Origin of the sequence: Sporomusa sp. KB1, assembly GCF_007830295.1 — a bacterium.
In the GTDB taxonomy this organism is placed as follows: Bacteria; Bacillota; Negativicutes; order Sporomusales; family Sporomusaceae; genus Sporomusa.
In genome coordinates, this window is the sequence record NZ_VLKC01000002.1 from 2,411,022 (window position 1) to 2,428,507 (window position 17,486).

General features: G+C 44.2%; 13 protein-coding genes and 1 pseudogene. All 14 read left to right on the forward strand.

Annotated elements, in window-relative coordinates; all coding sequences use genetic code 11:
- Nucleotides 1-213: 213 nt before the first annotated feature.
- The 14 genes and pseudogenes from SALPA_RS14940 to acsB all read left to right on the forward strand — a co-directional run bounded on the left by SALPA_RS14940 (nucleotide 214) and on the right by acsB (nucleotide 17,460).
- Entirely contained in the window at nucleotides 214-1,437 is a 1,224-nt protein-coding gene (locus SALPA_RS14940; protein WP_145095536.1) for an argininosuccinate synthase, read from the forward strand.
- Nucleotides 1,430-2,845, forward strand: coding sequence for an argininosuccinate lyase (argH, locus tag SALPA_RS14945; protein WP_145095538.1), 1,416 nt, complete (start codon nucleotides 1,430-1,432; stop codon nucleotides 2,843-2,845). Before SALPA_RS14940 ends, argH begins: the two co-directional genes overlap by 8 nt.
- 35 nt (nucleotides 2,846-2,880) lie before the next feature.
- Nucleotides 2,881-3,954, forward strand: a complete 1,074-nt coding sequence (locus tag SALPA_RS14950) for a branched-chain amino acid aminotransferase (RefSeq protein ID WP_145095540.1) — start codon at nucleotides 2,881-2,883, stop codon at nucleotides 3,952-3,954.
- Nucleotides 3,955-4,166: 212 nt separating this feature from the next.
- Nucleotides 4,167-4,982, forward strand: a complete 816-nt coding sequence (cdaA, locus tag SALPA_RS14955; RefSeq protein ID WP_145095542.1) for a diadenylate cyclase CdaA — start codon at nucleotides 4,167-4,169, stop codon at nucleotides 4,980-4,982.
- Entirely contained in the window at nucleotides 4,982-5,923 is a 942-nt protein-coding gene (locus tag SALPA_RS14960) for a YbbR-like domain-containing protein (protein ID WP_145095544.1), read from the forward strand. Before cdaA ends, SALPA_RS14960 begins: the two co-directional genes overlap by 1 nt.
- A gap of 16 nt (nucleotides 5,924-5,939) precedes the next feature.
- Nucleotides 5,940-7,535: an NAD(P)/FAD-dependent oxidoreductase gene (locus tag SALPA_RS14965; RefSeq protein WP_145095547.1), complete on the forward strand. Its 1,596-nt coding sequence runs from the start codon at nucleotides 5,940-5,942 to the stop codon at nucleotides 7,533-7,535.
- A 37-nt stretch (nucleotides 7,536-7,572) separates the two neighbouring features.
- Nucleotides 7,573-8,913 (forward strand): phosphoglucosamine mutase, encoded by a 1,341-nt coding sequence (gene glmM / locus SALPA_RS14970; RefSeq protein WP_145095550.1) that lies wholly within the window; start codon nucleotides 7,573-7,575, stop codon nucleotides 8,911-8,913.
- A gap of 488 nt (nucleotides 8,914-9,401) precedes the next feature.
- Nucleotides 9,402-11,231 (forward strand): glutamine--fructose-6-phosphate transaminase (isomerizing), encoded by a 1,830-nt coding sequence (gene glmS / locus SALPA_RS14975; RefSeq protein ID WP_145095552.1) that lies wholly within the window; start codon nucleotides 9,402-9,404, stop codon nucleotides 11,229-11,231.
- Nucleotides 11,232-11,602: 371 nt separating this feature from the next.
- Nucleotides 11,603-12,199 carry an SEC-C metal-binding domain-containing protein gene (locus tag SALPA_RS30425; RefSeq protein WP_222427995.1) on the forward strand — a complete coding sequence of 199 codons (597 nt, stop codon included), beginning with the start codon at nucleotides 11,603-11,605 and terminating at the stop codon, nucleotides 12,197-12,199.
- A gap of 662 nt (nucleotides 12,200-12,861) precedes the next feature.
- Nucleotides 12,862-13,065, forward strand: a complete 204-nt coding sequence (locus tag SALPA_RS14985; protein ID WP_145095555.1) for a hypothetical protein — start codon at nucleotides 12,862-12,864, stop codon at nucleotides 13,063-13,065.
- A gap of 276 nt (nucleotides 13,066-13,341) precedes the next feature.
- Nucleotides 13,342-13,716 carry a hypothetical protein gene (locus SALPA_RS14990; RefSeq protein WP_145095558.1) on the forward strand — a complete coding sequence of 125 codons (375 nt, stop codon included), beginning with the start codon at nucleotides 13,342-13,344 and terminating at the stop codon, nucleotides 13,714-13,716.
- Between the two features lie 82 nt (nucleotides 13,717-13,798).
- Nucleotides 13,799-14,073 (forward strand): annotated as a pseudogene (locus SALPA_RS33260) (transposase); the annotation flags it as partial.
- A 328-nt stretch (nucleotides 14,074-14,401) separates the two neighbouring features.
- Nucleotides 14,402-15,082 (forward strand): Crp/Fnr family transcriptional regulator, encoded by a 681-nt coding sequence (locus tag SALPA_RS14995; RefSeq protein WP_370516709.1) that lies wholly within the window; start codon nucleotides 14,402-14,404, stop codon nucleotides 15,080-15,082.
- 242 nt (nucleotides 15,083-15,324) lie between these two features.
- Nucleotides 15,325-17,460, forward strand: coding sequence for an acetyl-CoA decarbonylase/synthase complex subunit alpha/beta (gene acsB / locus SALPA_RS15000; RefSeq protein ID WP_145095564.1), 2,136 nt, complete (start codon nucleotides 15,325-15,327; stop codon nucleotides 17,458-17,460).
- Nucleotides 17,461-17,486 lie beyond the last annotated feature (26 nt).

Genomic DNA, 17,486 nt, shown 5'->3' on the forward strand with positions numbered 1-17,486 from the left:
CGCCTCGCAGTTGGACATTTCTAACAAGTTCCGGCAATTCATGACTTTTGGGGACGGGAGTACGATTTTTTCCCTATCACGGTCTCTTGTAAGCATTAGCATGCCAATCTCAATCTTTGCTACCTTTATTGCAGGAACAAAATAGCAAATAAGCGAATAAGATATAAGTTTATAGCGTATCACTAACTTAATACTCAAGGAGGAACTACATTAATGAGTGACATTAAAAAAGTTGTACTGGCCTATTCCGGTGGCCTGGACACTTCGGTTATTATTCCTTGGCTCAAAGAAAACTATGGTTGCGAAGTCATTGCCATGTGCGCTGATGTTGGTCAGGGGGATGAACTGGAGCCTGTTCATGACAAGGCTCTCAAATCAGGTGCCAGCAAGGTATATATTGAAGACTTAACGGCTGGCTTTGTCGAAGACTATGTATGGCCGACATTAAAAGCCGGTGCTGTATATGAAGGGAAATATCTGCTAGGTACTTCCTTTGCCCGTCCGATTATTGCCAAAGCACTTGTGGACATTGCTATTAAAGAAGGCGCAGATGCTATTTGTCATGGCGCAACCGGTAAAGGCAACGACCAGGTTCGTTTCGAGCTTACCGTCAAAGCACTGGCTCCTCATCTCAAAATTATAGCTCCCTGGCGGATATGGAACATTCGCTCTCGCGAGGATGCTATTGATTATGCTGAAAAACATGGTATTCCTGTACCTGTTTCCAAAGCACGTCCCTACAGCATGGACCGCAACATCTGGCATTTAAGCCATGAAGGTGCTGATCTTGAGAACCCGGCCAATGCGCCCACAGATGACGTATATATGATTACGACTCCACCGGAAAAAGCGCCTGATAAACCGCTTTACATCGAAGTTGGTTTTGAAAAAGGCAATCCGGTTTCCGTTGACGGAGTTAAGCTGGATGCCGTAGCCCTTTTAACTAAGCTTAATGATATTGGTGCTGCTAATGGTGTCGGCATTGCTGATATAGTAGAAAACCGCCTTGTGGGGATGAAATCCCGCGGCGTATATGAAAATCCCGGCGGCGCGATTTTATATTATGCCCATCGCGAACTGGAATATCTGACACTTGACCGGGCTACTTTGCATTACAAAGAGCAAGTAGCTATCAGATATGCAGAACTGGTTTATGATGGCATGTGGTTTGCCCCACTCAGAGAAGCCCTGGATGCTTTTGTGGATTCTACCCAACAGACAGTCAGTGGTACTGTTCGGCTGAAATTATATAAAGGCAATATCATAAGTGCTGGTGCTACATCGCCGTATTCCCTCTATAACGAAAAAATCGTAACCTTTGGCGACAGTGAAGAATTGTACAACCATGGTGATGCGGAGGGCTTTATTAATCTCTTTGGCCTGCCACTCAAAGTCCGGGCCATGATGAAAGCTGAGGCTAAGAAAAACAATGAGTAAGCTATGGGGCGGACGTTTCGCCAAAAGTACGGATGTAATGGTGGAGGAGTTTACCTCCTCCATTTCTTTTGATAGTCGGATGTACAGCCAGGACATTGCCGGCAGTATTGCCCATGCCACCATGTTAGCTGCCTGCGGTATAATAAGCCAGGAAGATGCTAAACTTATTATTGATGGTCTAAAAGGTATACTTGCTGATATTGAAGCTGGTAATTTCAGCTTTGAGGTATCATTAGAAGATATTCATATGAATATTGAAAAACGTCTGACCGAATGTATCGGAGCGGCTGGCGGACGGCTGCATACAGCTCGCAGCCGCAACGACCAAGTGGCACTTGATACTCATATGTATGTGCGCGGCCAGGTCGCTGAGGTTGCCAGGCTATTATTTGACTTAGAACAGGCTATTTTAGATACAGCCCACAAGTATCCTGAGGTGATCATGCCTGGTTACACCCATCTCCAGCGGGCACAGCCTATTTTATTCTCCCATCACATGCTGGCCTACTTCTTTATGCTTGAACGGGATTTCCGGCGTTTGGGCGGGGTATGGGAATCTGCCGATATCATGCCACTGGGGGCAGGGGCCTTGGCTGGCACGACCTTTCCCATTGACCGGGAGCAAGTAGCGCGCGAACTCAATTTTGGCCGTGTCTATGAAAATAGTCTGGACGCTGTCAGTGATCGTGATTATATTTTGGAATTCTTGTCATTTGCGTCAATTCTGATGATGCATCTGAGTCGTCTGAGTGAAGAAATTATCCTATGGTCATCAACTGAATTTTCCTTTATTGAACTTGATGACGCTCATTGCACCGGCTCTAGTATTATGCCGCAAAAGAAAAACCCAGATGTTGCTGAACTAGTGCGAGGGAAAACTGGCCGGGTGTTTGGTCACCTAATGGCTATGCTGACAGTGACTAAAGGCTTGCCGCTAGCATATAATAAAGATTTGCAAGAGGATAAAGAGGGACTGTTTGATACCATTGATACCGTTAAATTCAGTCTGACAGTCTATGCTGCGATGCTGCGCGGTATGAAGGTCAACGCGGGTGCCATGCGGCAGGCACTAAAAACCGATTTTTCCAATGCGACCGACATGGCAGATTATCTGGTGAAAAAAGGATTACCCTTTCGGCAAGCGCATGAAGTTGTCGGTAAATGCGTAGCCTATTGTCTAAATGAGCAAAAAACATTGACAGACTTAACGCTGGAACAGTTTAAAGAATTCTCGCCTTTGTTTGCAGCCGACATTACAGATGCCATTTCCATAGAGACCTGCGTAGCGGCCCGTAACTCTCTGGGAGGAACATCGCCCACTCAGGTTGGACAAACCTTGCTTATTGCTAAGTCCGTCATGGACAAACAACAAAAACGCCTTGACATGTATACAAAAACCACTCTATAATAACTATAAATATACACCCAAGGAGGCCTGTTGACATGACAGATATTGCTGTTACACTGGCTGATAAACGCGGCACACTTCCAACAGATGACAAACTAGGGTTTGGTAAGATTTTTACTGATCATATGTTTGTAATGGACTATGCCAGTGATAAAGGCTGGCATGATGCCCGTATTATTCCTTACGGAGATTTCAACATTTCCCCGGCGGCCATGGTGTTACACTATGGTCAAGCTATTTTTGAGGGAATGAAGGCATTTCGTACCGAAGATAACCGTGTTGTAATGTACCGGCCGGTAGACCATTTGAACCGTTTTAATAATTCGGCGGATATCCTAAGTATTCCGCAGATGGATGTTGACGTAGTACATACCGCTTTGAAAAAGCTTATTGACTTGGATAAGCACTGGGTACCCAAATCATTGGGAACTTCATTATATATTCGTCCATTTGTCATTTCGATTGATCCCTATGTTGGCGTAAAAGTAGCTTCTCAGTACACCTTATTTATCATTCTTTCCCCGGTTGGTGCTTACTATGCCTCTGGTTTTAAACCTGTCAAGATTAAGGTTGAAGATCATTATGTACGTGCTGTAAAAGGCGGTCTGGGCGAAGCCAAGACTGCGGCAAACTATGCTGCTAGTCTTAAGGCCGGTGAAGTAGCTAAAAAAGATGGTTACACTCAGGTACTGTGGCTTGATGCAATTGAACAAAAATACATTGAAGAAGTTGGCACAATGAACATCTTCTTTAAAATTGATGATGAGATCATTACGCCAGAACTGAATGGCAGCATCCTAAATGGTATGACCCGTCGCTCGGTGCTCGCAGTTGCTAAAGACTGGGGCATGAAAGCTACTGAGCGCCGTATTTCCATTGAGGAAGTGTACGAAGCACATGCAAATGGCCGCTTGCAGGAAGTATTTGGCTCTGGTACGGCCGCCGTCATTTCGCCGGTTGGTGAGCTTTGCTGGAAAGGAAAGAAAATCATTATCAACAATGGAGCAATCGGCGAAACCTCACAGAAATTATTCGACTATATAACCAGCCTTCAACAGGGGCGTGTAGCCGATAAATTTGGCTGGGTTGAAGAAGTGACGAAATTATAAACTGATTTTTGCATATACTAGAATAAAATTAGGCTTGTGCCACCGGCGCAAGCCTAATTTGTATAGTATCGAATAAAGAGTTTCCTACAGATATACAAATTGCCATTATAAATTTTTAATAAATACCATTTTCTTAAAAGGTTTTCCTAATAGTGGGTAGAATAAAACTATAGGTTAACCTGATTTTTTACTCCGTGTTTGAGGTGTACAGCATGATATTACAAATAAAGGGCATAATTTCTACAATTGGGTTTCTTGATATTCTTGATATTGTAATTGTCGCCTACTTTTTATATAAATTATATGTCATGATAAGAGATACCCGGGCGGTGGCGCTCTTAAAGGGCCTTGTTGTTCTGCTGCTGGCTACCATGGTCAGCCGTTGGCTGGAACTCAATGTGATTAACTGGTTGCTCCAAAAGACAATGACGGTAGTATTAGTAGCCTTGCCTGTTGTTTTTCAGCCAGAACTCAGGCGGGCATTGGAGCACCTGGGACGGGGGCGTTTTTTCCAAAATAGAACCCAGTTGAATGCGGAAGAACGGGAAAATCTCTTTCAAGAACTTGCCAGGACAGTTACTGCGTTGTCAAAAAATAAAATTGGCGCATTAATTGTGGTTGAACGGGAGACCGGATTAAATGATTATATTGAAACTGGTATCAAAGTGGATGGTTTAGTATCAAGTGAATTTTTAATTAATATTTTTATTCCGAATACACCATTGCATGACGGTGCAGTTATTGTCCGCGGCAATCGGGTGCAAGCCGCAGGTTGCCTATTACCGCTATCGGATGACAGGAGTCTGACCAAAGAATTGGGCACCAGACACCGGGCGGCTATTGGTATCAGTGAACAGACAGACGCGGTCGTCGTTGTTGTCAGCGAGGAGACAGGGATTATTTCACTGGCCCGTGGTGGACGGTTGCACAGATATATGGATGCTGAGAGTCTAAAAGAGCAGCTTGCACCGCTATTTGTGGTGAGAAGTTCTTCTCTTAGTGATCTGTTTAGCTGGAGGCCGTCATAATGATTGACAATTATTTTAAAAAAACCGGAGAAACTAAAAATATAGTACCCAAGATATTGGCTATCATCATGGCTATTATTTTATGGATGTATGTAATGAATGAGCAAAACCCGCCATTTGAATCTTCCTTCATTATTCCTCTGGAGGTGCGCAATGTGGCGGCTGATTATGTGCTCTTGGACGCACCTGAGACAGTCAAGGTAAAAATTCGTGGTCCACGCAACGTGGTGGCAGGAGTACGTACCAAAGACCTGAAGGCGTTTGTTGATGCCAAGGGTCTAAGTGAAGGCAGTCACAGTATCGCCGTTAACGTTGTGATTCCTCCTAGCCTGGAACTGGTCGAAATCACTCCGGATAAAGTGCAGTTGCGGCTTGATCCCATTATCAGTCGTCAGCTAGCTATTGAGGTGCGCTTAACTGGTACTCCTGCTCCGGGTACGGTGATAGGCAAGGCAGTGCCTGCCTATGAACGGGTTACTGTTGAGGGGCCAAAAAATGTCGTAAGCACAGTGGAAAAAGTAGTAGCAATAGTGGATCTATCATCCAAAAGTAACGATATTACGGCAGATGTAGTGCTTACTCCGGTTAATCGTGCCAATAAAGAAGTAGAAGGTCTTACTGTTCATCCGGAAAAAATCAAAATAACCGTTAGCCTGACAGCTGCAATCAAGAAAAAAATACTGGATATCAAGCCGGTTACTCAGGGTGAATTACCACCAGGCTTAGTCATTAAGAGTGTTGTTACAGAGCCGAATAAAGTAGAAATAACAGAAACAGCGCCAAATAAAGGTATTGACAAGCTGGATGCTATTTATACCGAAGCAATCAATTTAACCGATATCAATAAAGATACCGACAAAGAAGTTAAGCTTCAATTACCAGAAGGCATGACTGGTACGACAGGGACAGTCATTGTGAAGATAAAAGTTGGACCACGCTAAAGAGGAGATAGAACTATTGCTTAAAATCAGCAATTTTCGTGTACCGCTAACTGATGATACACCACTGGAACAATTAGCTGCCAGACGTCTTAAACTGGCGGCAGATACCATATGTCAAGTGGCCATTGTCCGGAAGGCCGTTGATGCCCGCCGGAAGAATACGATTACTTTTGTATATACCCTGGAGGTGGAAACAACTGTTCCCGCAGGCCAGGTTTTGGCCCGCCTATCAGGTGATAGGGATGTTATTCAGGTAACACCAATGGTTTCCGAGGATATTACCCCCGGAGAGAAGCAGCTGACAAACCGTCCAATTGTGGTAGGTGCAGGACCGGCAGGCTTATTTACAGCGTTTATGCTGGCAAAACATGGTTATAAACCGCTATTAATTGAACGCGGTCGCAGTGTTGACCAGCGAGCCAGGGATATTGCTGATTTTTGGCATACAGGCAAGCTTGATGCAAAGAGCAATGTTCAATTTGGTGAAGGTGGTGCTGGTACTTTCTCTGATGGCAAGCTTACCACCAGGGTGAATGACCCACGGATGGCGCTGGTGATCGATTTGATGATAGCTGCTGGTGCTCCGCCGGAGATAAAATATCTCCATAAACCCCATATCGGTACAGATAAACTAAGGCAAGTTGTCAAGAATATTCGCACCCGGATTATAGAAATGGGTGGTCAAGTTGAGTTTGAAGCAAGGCTAACAGCCATAGAAAACAAGGATGGCCGTCTGACCGGTATAACCATTAACGATAACCGCTTTCTGCCGTGTGAAGCGCTATTTCTGGCCATCGGCCATAGCGCCCGCGATACCTATCAACTGCTCTACCAGGCGAACGTTGCGATGGAAGCCAAAGCTTTTGCTATCGGTGTTCGCATTGAGCATCCGCAGGAGTTAATTGATCGTGCACAATATGGCAGTGCTGCCGGTCACCCCAAGCTGGGAGCGGCTGATTATGCTCTGGTGTATCAAGACCGGGCAGCCGGCCGGACCGCATACTCGTTCTGCATGTGCCCAGGCGGCTTGGTGGTTGCGGCTGCTTCCGAGGCCGGCGGGGTAGTAACTAACGGTATGAGTCTGTTCAATCGCGATTCAAAGATTGCTAATAGTGCGCTGGCTGTAACCGTCAATCCCGCTGATTTCGGGCCAAATGTACTTGATGGCATTGAATTCCAGCGCCGCTATGAACGACTGGCATTTGCTGTAGGTGGTCATAACTATCAGGCGCCTGTGCAGACGGTCGGTGATTTTTTAGCTGGTAAAAGCGGTAGTAGTAAGTATCTTGTTAAGCCCAGCTATCGTCCGGGTGTAACGCCTGGAGACCTTAGAGAATGCTTGCCAGAGTTCGTAACAGCAACGTTGGCGAAAGCCTTGCCGGAATTTGGCCGCAAGATCAGAGGCTTTGATCATCCATCGGCTGTGCTTACCGGTGTTGAGACCAGAACTTCAGCGCCTGTCCGGATTATTCGCGGGCAGGATTTTACTTCTGTCAACACGGCCGGGCTTTATCCTATTGGTGAAGGGGCCGGTTATGCCGGCGGCATTATGAGTGCTGCCCTTGACGGGATGAATGCAGCTATCAGTTTTATTAAAGAATATACGGTGTAATTATTCGCACTGCAGATTGAAGGGAGTATCTATATACATGGCAAGATTGTTTGGAACTGACGGCGTGCGCGGCTTAGCTAACGCTGAACTTACCCCAGAATTGGCTTTTAAAATGGGCCGGGCGGCAACCTGCTATTTTGGCAAAGAACATCAATGTCCGGTATTTTATATTGGGCGGGATACCCGTATTTCCGGGCATATGTTGGAGGCTGCGCTCGCAGCTGGTATCTGTTCGGCAGGCGGTGAAGCTGTGCTCTTGGGCGTTATACCGACCCCGGCAGTGGCGTATTTGACCAAACAGCATGGTGCGCAGGCTGGTGTTGTAATTTCAGCATCACATAACCCCTATCCCGATAATGGCATCAAATTTTTTGCAGGCACAGGCTATAAGCTGCCTGATGCTGTTGAGGATGAACTGGAAAAATTGATCAAAGCTGAGCCGGATACTATGCCTAGGCCTACTGCTGACGGTGTCGGCTTTATTACCTATAAGCACAATCTATATCAAGAATACGTCGATTACGCCTTAAAAGCAGTGGAGGGTTCGTTAAGCGGACTTAAAATTGTTATAGACTGCGCCAATGGAGCCTCCTATGAGGCAGCTCCTGCTGCCTTTAGAAAATTAGGCGCAGAGGTTATTGTTATCAATGATAAACCTGATGGCAGTAATATCAATGCCGGCTGCGGATCAACCCATCTTGAACAACTACAGGCCGCAGTAGTTCAGAATAAGGCCGATATCGGACTGGCCCATGACGGCGATGCGGACCGCTGCCTGGCTGTTGACGAAGCCGGAGAAACTGTTGACGGTGACCAAATCATGCTTATCTGTGCACTAGAAATGCTTAGGCAAAGCACCCTGCCTGATAAAACACTAGTAGCTACTGTCATGAGCAATCTGGGCCTGCACCAGGCCATGAAAAATGCTGGTGGCAAAGTGCTTGTTACTCCAGTAGGTGACCGCTATGTGCTGGAAGCTATGCTCAAACATAACTTGGTGCTTGGCGGCGAACAATCAGGCCATATCATATTTAGTCAGTACAGTACAACCGGCGATGGTCTGATCACATCCCTAAAGCTGGCTGCAGCTTTAAAACAAAGCGGCAAAAAAATGTCACAATTAGCTCATGTAATGACCCGATTCCCCCAGCTCTTGGAAAACATTCGCGTTAAGAGCAAGCAAGGCTGGGAGAATAACACTAAGATTGCGGCCGCTATTCAGGCAGGCGAGCAGGAACTAGGTGATAATGGCCGGATACTGGTGCGGCCTTCAGGCACTGAACCCCTCATTCGCGTAATGGCCGAAGGCCCGGCGTTGCCTGACTTGGAACGCATTGTTGCTGCCATTGCCGCTGTAATTAAGCAAGAACAATCCTAAACATGATTGACCAATATAGTAAACTATATTACAATAAGATAGATACAGCAAAGGAGCACTAAATAGTGCTCCTTTGCATATGTATAGTTATTATTATTATTGGAGGTGAAAATGACAGTGGAAGCAGAATAATTACTGTATTTGTGACAAAAGCTAGTTGGAAAAAGCGCTGGTGCTTGGAGAGAAACCAAGCAGACGAGGGAGAGGTTTATCGAGCAGTCAGCGGATGCCTCTCGGCGACTGTCGTCGTTAGCTGACCGACAAAACTGCAAGGTGACTTGCGGAACAAAACGGCAGCATGCAGAAAACAAAAATTTTAATAATGACAAAACGTATTATAGGCTTAGGCTGCTTAGAAATGTTCAGATGCTAGGCGGAAGGAGGACGTGAACGGAGTCGTACTGGGAAGTACGTCGCAGAGAACGCCCGGACTGACAACGATGCAGATGAGCGTTTATTAGTAGCCGTAATTAGGGAGGATTATATATATGTGTGGAATCGTAGGCTATATCGGTCCCGATCAGGCGGCACCGTTTTTATTAGAAGGAATGAGTAAACTTGAATACCGGGGATATGACTCGGCTGGTATTGCCGTTTTTGATGGTAGTAAAATAAATGTTGATAAAAGTGTTGGCCGTTTGAATATTCTCGCCAAAAAGGTTGAAATGAAGCCGCTTACAGGCAATCTGGGCATTGGTCATACCCGGTGGGCGACACATGGCCGTCCTTCTGACGCTAACTCTCACCCGCATACTGATTGCACAGGCAAGTTTGTTGTTGTGCATAATGGCATTATCGAAAACTATATGCATATCAAAGAGAAACTCATTGCCAAAGGCCATAAATTCACTTCAGAAACCGATACTGAGGTGGTAGCTCACCTGTTGGAAGAGTACTATGAAGGTGATTTTGAAGCCACTGTAAAAAAAGTACTTGCAACTATTGAAGGCTCGTATGCGTTGGTTTTTATGTGCCAGGATGAGCCGGATAAGCTTATTTGCACCAAACAGGATAATCCGCTGGTTATTGGCCTTGGCGAAGGGGAAAACTTTATCGCTTCCGATATCCCTGCTATCATCAGCCGCACTCGGAGAACCTATATCTTGAGTGATGGCGAAATGGCCATAATCACCAAAGATTCCGTTTGGGTCATGAACCGTCAGGGAGTACCGGTAACTAAAAAAGTGTTTGAAGTAAACTGGGATGCCGAAGCAGCTGAAAAAGGCGGCTATGAGCATTTCATGATAAAAGAAATTTATGAGCAGCCTAAGGCTGTCCGCGAAACTATGACCGGACGAGTTGCCAAAGACAACAGTAGCGTAGCATTTGAAGAACTAAAATGGATCAAAGAGGATGTTACTGCTCTCAAAAAAATTGCGATTGTCGCTTGCGGCACCGCTTATCATGCTGGTATTGTCGGTAAATATCTAATTGAAAACTTAGCCCGCATTCCGGTAGAAGTCGATGTGGCTTCCGAATTCCGTTATCGATCACCGCTTATTGACGACCAGACGCTCACCATTGTTATCAGCCAGTCAGGAGAAACCCTGGATACCCTAGCTGCATTGAAAGAAGCTAAAAAGCTGGGATCGCGTGTACTAGCTGTTACTAACGTTGTCGGCTCCTCTATCGCCCGCGAAGCCGACCAAGTTATCTATACCTGGGCTGGCCCGGAAATCGCGGTAGCCTCAACCAAAGCCTATACTACTCAGCTGATTGTAATGGCTATGCTGGCTATCTATATGGGCTCACTTAATGGCAAGCTGCCGCAAGCAAGAGTCCGTGAACTTTGCCAGGAACTACGCGAACTGCCCAACCACATCCATGAACTGCTGGAAGATGTTGAACCCATCAAAACCTTTGCCCAACAATATGGTTTCAATGAAGATGTATTCTTCCTTGGCCGATCTTTAGACTATGCCGTAGCTCTCGAAGGGGCACTCAAACTCAAAGAAATATCCTATATCCATGCTGAAGCCTACGCTGCCGGCGAACTAAAACATGGCACTTTGGCGCTAATTATTGAAGGCGTGCCTGTTATCGCGTTAGCCACGCAGAAAGATGTTTACGAAAAAATGCTCAGCAACATCAAAGAAGTCAAGGCTCGTGACGCCGTTGTTATCGGCATTGGACTCAAGGGCGATAATCAAATCGAAAAATATGTTGACCATACCATCTATATTCCAGCTACTGATAAATTCCTGACCCCAATTTTGTCCGTCATTCCCTTGCAGCTCTTGGCTTATTATGCTGCTGCTACTCGCGGCTGTGATGTTGATAAGCCAAGGAATCTGGCTAAGAGTGTTACGGTGGAGTAGGGAAAGATAATAGCGAATGCCACCCAAAATTTGATTTTGGGTGGCATTCTATGTTTGTTTAGCTAATTACCGGGTCAAGGAACATCTCCTTACCGATGTCTTTCCGTGCGTTCCTGCAATGAGAAGCAGAATGAGCGTCCCGTTGCTTCTCCCCAACTAGTGGTATAGCTATAGCAGCATTTAATAGTGATGCGTTCATGCTGCTTTGCATGTTCGTGACTATTTATTGGTATCAGGCGTTTGTAAATAAAGGTTAGGTTTTGGGGCCATCCATCTTATTGATGGATGGCCTTTTTTGTTATTGTGGCAGGAATTCACAAATTAATATATAAATATAATTATGACACTTTTATTGCTGGGAGAGATGTAAAATGCCAATGGTTCCTGCTTTTTGCGACACTTGCGGTACTGTTTTTTCTTCGGGGATTTACTGCGAAAATTCTTTTAATATATCCTTATCGGGGTGCTCGTCAGGACCTTGCCCTTCGTGCGGTGGAATGGGCCATGTTCCTGATGGGGTTTATAATTTTATTGGAAACACAATTGAACTGTTGCAAGGTCCAAATAGAACTATTAAGGAATTGCAATCATTAGCCAGAATACTGGAAAAAGCACGAAGCAGTAAGTTAACGCAGGAACAGGTAGCTAATGAAATTTCAACAGAAGTACCGTCGTTATCGGCTATTTCAAATTACCTCCCCAAAAACGCAACGGAGCTATGTGCTTATATTAATGTTCTATTAGCCACGATAACTATACTATTTAATATTATGACTCATGAACCTAAGCAGAAAGTACAACCAGAACAAGTAATTAATCACATATATCAGCAAAATATTCAAAGCACAACCAATTACCATATGCCTGCAGCTAGTAATAGTAGTTATGCAGGTGAGAAAGTAGGACGAAACGAGAAATGTCCTTGTGGGAGCGATCTAAAGTATAAAAAGTGTTGTGGGAAGAACTAGTATTATTTCCGCCTGCCGGGTTCGTCCTGGTGGGCTTTTTTTTATTTTCCATCTTTTAGAACTTTGGGTGTCAGGCTTGCTTTATTAGAAAAATTGACTTATCTGAAATGACAGTATCAGCGTCAAGGGATGGTGTAAGTTTCTTAATAAAAAAACCAATCTTTTTACCTTTATGCCCTTGCAATTTATGTAAAAGAGTACTAATATTAGTAATAGGTGGAAATTAAAAAGTAAAGTCGCCGTGTCCCATAGGTGTTGGAGCACCTATAGGCACGAGCAGGTGCGGTAACACCTACACGTAACAGCGAACTGTCCACGACGACAATCTTATTATACCCGGTTGTTAGCTGAATTACAAGTTTTGACAATTGAAGTGTAATGATTGGTGCGAAAGGCAGATGGCTGTGCGACTGCATGCAATATTCGATGGTATCATATCTTGATACAGGTTTGGCAGGACACGCTGACGGGTTCTGTTATTTGGGTTGTTTCCTGTAGCTTGATACTGTTGCAAAAATCGATTAGGATCGCATGTGTAGGGTAGAAATAATCCTGCATATGTGATCCTTTTTAATTTCCTCCTGTAAAATTCCCATTCATGGGTGATTACAGGAGGGCATAGAAGCCTCCAGATAAAATAAGGAGGGTGGGTTAACTGATTTATGAATATCAGATACCTGGATTGTAAGAAACAAGAAACTGAGCTATATAATGAAATTTGGGAACTATCTGAAGAACTTGATCGGCTGGATAAAGAGGGAAAAGACACAACCGGCACTATCCAGAGATTTGGGGAGGTATTAGAGGAATTTTTGTTATTCAGGCGGCGGGGAGGCAAAGACCAGCTAGTTAACGGCAAACCCTAAACCATAAGTGGACAGTAGGGATGCTTCTCTTTTGGCAACTCTATCAAGCAAAAAAAGTGTTTCCCTCCCCGTGTTTCCTCTCAATTGAGAGGGCGACTGGAATAGTATTGCTTTTAAATACCATTTTGTCTATAGTTATCTCATAATTATCTTTTTAAGCTATTTTTACGGGAGGTTTGTATGAAGAAGGTTATTTTTGCACTCGTTATTACTGCTGTATTTTTTAGTTTTATTCCAACGACCTCTTTTGCTTGAAAAGACTGCGGTGATGACCCTTTGTATAAGGGTTTTACGGAATCATCCTCCGAGGGATTTGTTGCTAAAGAGTTTGATAAGCTTGCTCCTGCTCCGGGAATTGATTGGAGTGGATCACTTGAAACATGGATGGATCAGGCTCGCCAGAACGGATGGAACGTTAAGACTTCCGTTACAGACGTCAAATTAGGATCAATCGTCCTTTTTGACCAATCAAACAAAATAATAGTCGGTATTGTCCGCGACATCAATGATACTGGTATCCGATTTGATACACTTGAACATAATCAAGTACAGCAAAAAATGGTTAATTACCAGTCAGTTAATGAATATAAAATAATTGGCTATATTTGGCCTGAACGTACTATACCAAGGATGAAGCTAATAATCAAGTAACCACCTTTAACCGGGTTTATCCCGGTCTTATTTTTTCGATATGCCAAGCATTATAAATACGGAGTTAAAGTAGGTGAGTAAAATGCCGCGAACTGCCCGGAAGAAAAGTAATAGCGGAATATATCATATAATGCTACGAGGAATAAACAGACAAATTATATTTGAGGATGATGAAGATAGCGTTAAGTATATCATGTTCAACTTATTATAAAAGTGAATAACGAGTCGTTGGAAAGTATAATGAAACGAATAGGAGTAAGCTATGTTTATTGGTATAATTGGAAATACAAACGGTCTTGTCACTTATTTCAAGATAGATACAAAAGTGAAGTAATCGAAGATGATAGTTATTTATTGTCAGGGGCTATTGATAGTTATTTTAGTGGAGAAAACTAATAGTGTCAAATGGCCTCATCCCTTGCAGAATGCGGGGTTGAGGGGTATTATTTTGTAGCGGGAGGCTAATAATGAGAAGTGAATTCTCATGTCGCAAACTCGGTGTCGAAAATGTAAAATAAATAACTTGTTTATGCCTGTTTTCAGTCTCTTAACATGCCTGAGGCGGAAATGCTGACGATTTGTGAAACAATGTCGGTTAGCTGACAGGTAATTGTGTATCTATATGCTATGTTATAAACAGGATATTTAGCTTATCAAAGTAGCAGGGAATTTCTGGAATAACGAGGTGCGGATATTGAAGAGATTAGGGGATTTCCACGGGTTACCTTTATTCAGTCAATTGCCGGAAGCAATCGTAGCCAAGTACTTTAGCCATTGTCTTACGCGGAAATATAGAAAGAAAGAAGAAGTTTTTGGTTCTGGTGAACATGCAGATTATATCTATTTGCTTGTGTCCGGTAAAATTCGTGTGTACTTGAGTTATCCTAACGGTAAAGAGTTTACCCTTACACTATTGCAAGCCGGTGATGTTTATAGTGGGCATACGCGTGCTTTGGGACAGGCGCTGGCAGATAGTGAAGTGTTACTTATTCCTGTTGAGTCTTTCCGTAAGTTGTTAGTAGAAGTTCCACTGTTTGCTATGAATGTGATTTCAGTATTGGGTGATTCCCTGAGAAATTCAATGAATATTATCGAAAGTTTAGTATTTAAAGAAGTGAATAAGAGACTTTATCATTTTATTTATAGTCTTGCTCTTTCGGCAAATCGTCACGGAGAGTCTGCTATTCAAGTCCAATTAGGATTAACTCATCAACAAATAGGTACAATGGTCGGTAGTACAAGACAGACGGTGAATATGTTTTTTAATAATCTGCAAAAGGAAGGAATAATTACTATGGGAAAGGATAAGTTGATTATTCATGATTTTGCGATTATTACTGAACGTGCGCGCGATGATAGTGAGTAGCGAGGCGGGTAATCATAATTATTGAAAAAATGGGATTTTTTTTGCCGGATGTCGGCTAGATGACATCCGGCTTGCTATTTCTCTGTTATTTTATAAGTAGGGAAAGGCGCTGTAAAGCATATATAACAAATTGTTGCAAGCAGCCGGACTTTTATTGACAGTTCCTAAGCTTTTCAGGATTGAGATTGATTAAAATGTCAATATTAGGTGAATAAGACGTACTCTATGAAGGGGGACTACAAATGTCGAAGCAAATTTGTGAACTGGCTTACCAAGGAGCCACTACGGCTGTAAGTGTTGCCGAAAAACTTCTCAACGAAGCCATTGAAAAGCATGGGGCTGAAACCCTAGTTAAATATCCTGACACAGCGTACAAGCTGCCGATCATTACCGCCTTGGGCGGTGAAGAAGTCTTGACTCTGGGAGATCTTGTACCTGTCTTACAGAGAATTAAAGAGAATAACCTACGTCCTGAGCCGGAGTTAGGTAATGCTTTGCTATCAGGTGAAGCAACATTGTATGCGGGGGAAATTATTGAAGCTTTGCGTTATGTTACCGGCACAAAACCTGATGAACCTCCTTACACTGGCTTTTTATCTGACCCGGTTTTGCGTAAATTTGGTGTACCGCTGGTTGACGGAACAATTCCTGGAGTTGCTGTTGTCACCGGCAAAGCCAAAGACGCCAAGGATGGCGCCAAGCTGGTTAAAGACCTGCAAGCCAAAGGTATTATGGTAATGCTAGTCAATGATATAATTGAACAATGCATTGCAGAAGATATCAAAGTCGGAGTTGATTATATTACCTTCCCATTGGGGAATTTTACCCAGATTATTCATGCGGTCAACTTTGCTACTCGTGCGGGCTTGGCGTTCGGTGGTGTTCCTAGTGGAGCGCGTGAACAAATGCTTGACTATCAAAAACGCCGTGTGCCTGCCTTCGTCATTGCATTGGGCGAACTCGACGCTGTTACTATAGCTATCGGTGCAGGGGCATTGTTTTTTGGTTTCCCAATCGTTACTGACCAGGATTTGCCGTCAGAACTTCAGATTCCCGGACTTCTGGAAGCTCAGCCTGACTATGATAAAATTGTCAAGTTGGCGCTTGAACTCCGCGGCATTAAGCTCAAAATCGTTGACATTCCTGTACCTATCACTATTGGTCCTGCTTTCGAAGGCGAGACCATCCGTAAGAAAGACGCCTATGTTGAGTTCGGCGGTGGCCGTTCCACCAGCTTTGAACTTGTCCGCATGATGTCTTCTGACGAAGTTGAAGATGGTAAAATCGAAGTTATCGGACCAGACATTGACGAAATGCCTGAAGGTAGTATTTTTCCGATTGGCTTCATGATTGACATCTATGGTCGTAAGATGCAAGATGATTTTGAGGGCGTGCTTGAGCGCCGCGTTCACTACAACCTCAACTACGGTGAAGGTTTGTGGCACGTAGCACAGCGTGATATGTGCTGGGTTCGTATCAGCAAAGGCGCTAAAGCTGCTGGCTTCAAAATTAGGGACTTTGGCGAGATTCTTATTGCTAAGTATAAGTCGGATTATCCGGCCATTGTTGACCGTGTGCAGGTTACAATCGTTACTGATAAAGATATTATTGAAGAAAAAATCAAGATCGCCCGTGAGAAATATAAGGCGCGCGATGCCCGCCTGAAAGGTCTTACTGACGAGTCGGTTGATGTCTTCTACTCTTGTTTGCTCTGTCAGTCGTTTGCGCCTAATCATGTATGTATTGTTACCCCGCAGCGGGTTGGCTTGTGTGGTGCTGTAAGCTGGCTTGATGCCAAAGCATCTAACGAGATTACCCCCACTGGACCAAACCAGCCGATTCCTAAAGGCGAGTGCCTTGATGAAGCTAAGGGCATGTGGCAGAATATGAACGAATTCGTATACAATTCCTCTAACCGCACATTAGAAGAGGTTAATCTCTATACTCTGATGGATCGTCCGATGACCTCTTGCGGATGTTTTGAAGCCATTCTGGCGATACTACCGTTGTGTAACGGTGTAATGATTACTACCCGTGAGCATTCTGGTGATACTCCTTGCGGCATGACCTTCTCAACGCTGGCCGGAACTTGCGGCGGTGGTGTGCAAACCCCTGGGTTCATGGGTATTGGTCGTACGTATCTTACCAGTTCCAAGTTTATCTCTGCTGATGGCGGCTTGGGCCGTATTGTCTGGATGCCAAAAGACCTTAAAGTATACCTCGGACAAGATCTGGTTGATGCTGCGGTAGCTGCCGGTTTGGGAGCCGATTTTGTTGATAAGATTGCTGATGAAACTGTTGGCATTACTGAAGATGAAATCTTACCTTTTCTGGAAGAAAAGCAACACCCAGCCCTAACCATGAAACCGTTAATGTGATTATCAAAAATACAGGGCTGTGCTGC

What these genes read in the sequence shown, in the direction of transcription:
- glmS (WP_145095552.1), top strand. Translation starts at nt 9,402, where the DNA reads ATGTGTGGAATCGTAGGCTATATCGGTCCCGATCAGGCGGCACCGTTT.
- SALPA_RS30425 (WP_222427995.1), top strand. Translation starts at nt 11,603, where the DNA reads ATGCCAATGGTTCCTGCTTTTTGCGACACTTGCGGTACTGTTTTTTCT.
- SALPA_RS14950 (WP_145095540.1), top strand. Translation starts at nt 2,881, where the DNA reads ATGACAGATATTGCTGTTACACTGGCTGATAAACGCGGCACACTTCCA.
- argH (WP_145095538.1), top strand. Translation starts at nt 1,430, where the DNA reads ATGAGTAAGCTATGGGGCGGACGTTTCGCCAAAAGTACGGATGTAATG.
- cdaA (WP_145095542.1), top strand. Translation starts at nt 4,167, where the DNA reads ATGATATTACAAATAAAGGGCATAATTTCTACAATTGGGTTTCTTGAT.
- glmM (WP_145095550.1), top strand. Translation starts at nt 7,573, where the DNA reads ATGGCAAGATTGTTTGGAACTGACGGCGTGCGCGGCTTAGCTAACGCT.
- SALPA_RS14940 (WP_145095536.1), top strand. Translation starts at nt 214, where the DNA reads ATGAGTGACATTAAAAAAGTTGTACTGGCCTATTCCGGTGGCCTGGAC.
- acsB (WP_145095564.1), top strand. Translation starts at nt 15,325, where the DNA reads ATGTCGAAGCAAATTTGTGAACTGGCTTACCAAGGAGCCACTACGGCT.
- SALPA_RS14985 (WP_145095555.1), top strand. Translation starts at nt 12,862, where the DNA reads ATGAATATCAGATACCTGGATTGTAAGAAACAAGAAACTGAGCTATAT.
- SALPA_RS14960 (WP_145095544.1), top strand. Translation starts at nt 4,982, where the DNA reads ATGATTGACAATTATTTTAAAAAAACCGGAGAAACTAAAAATATAGTA.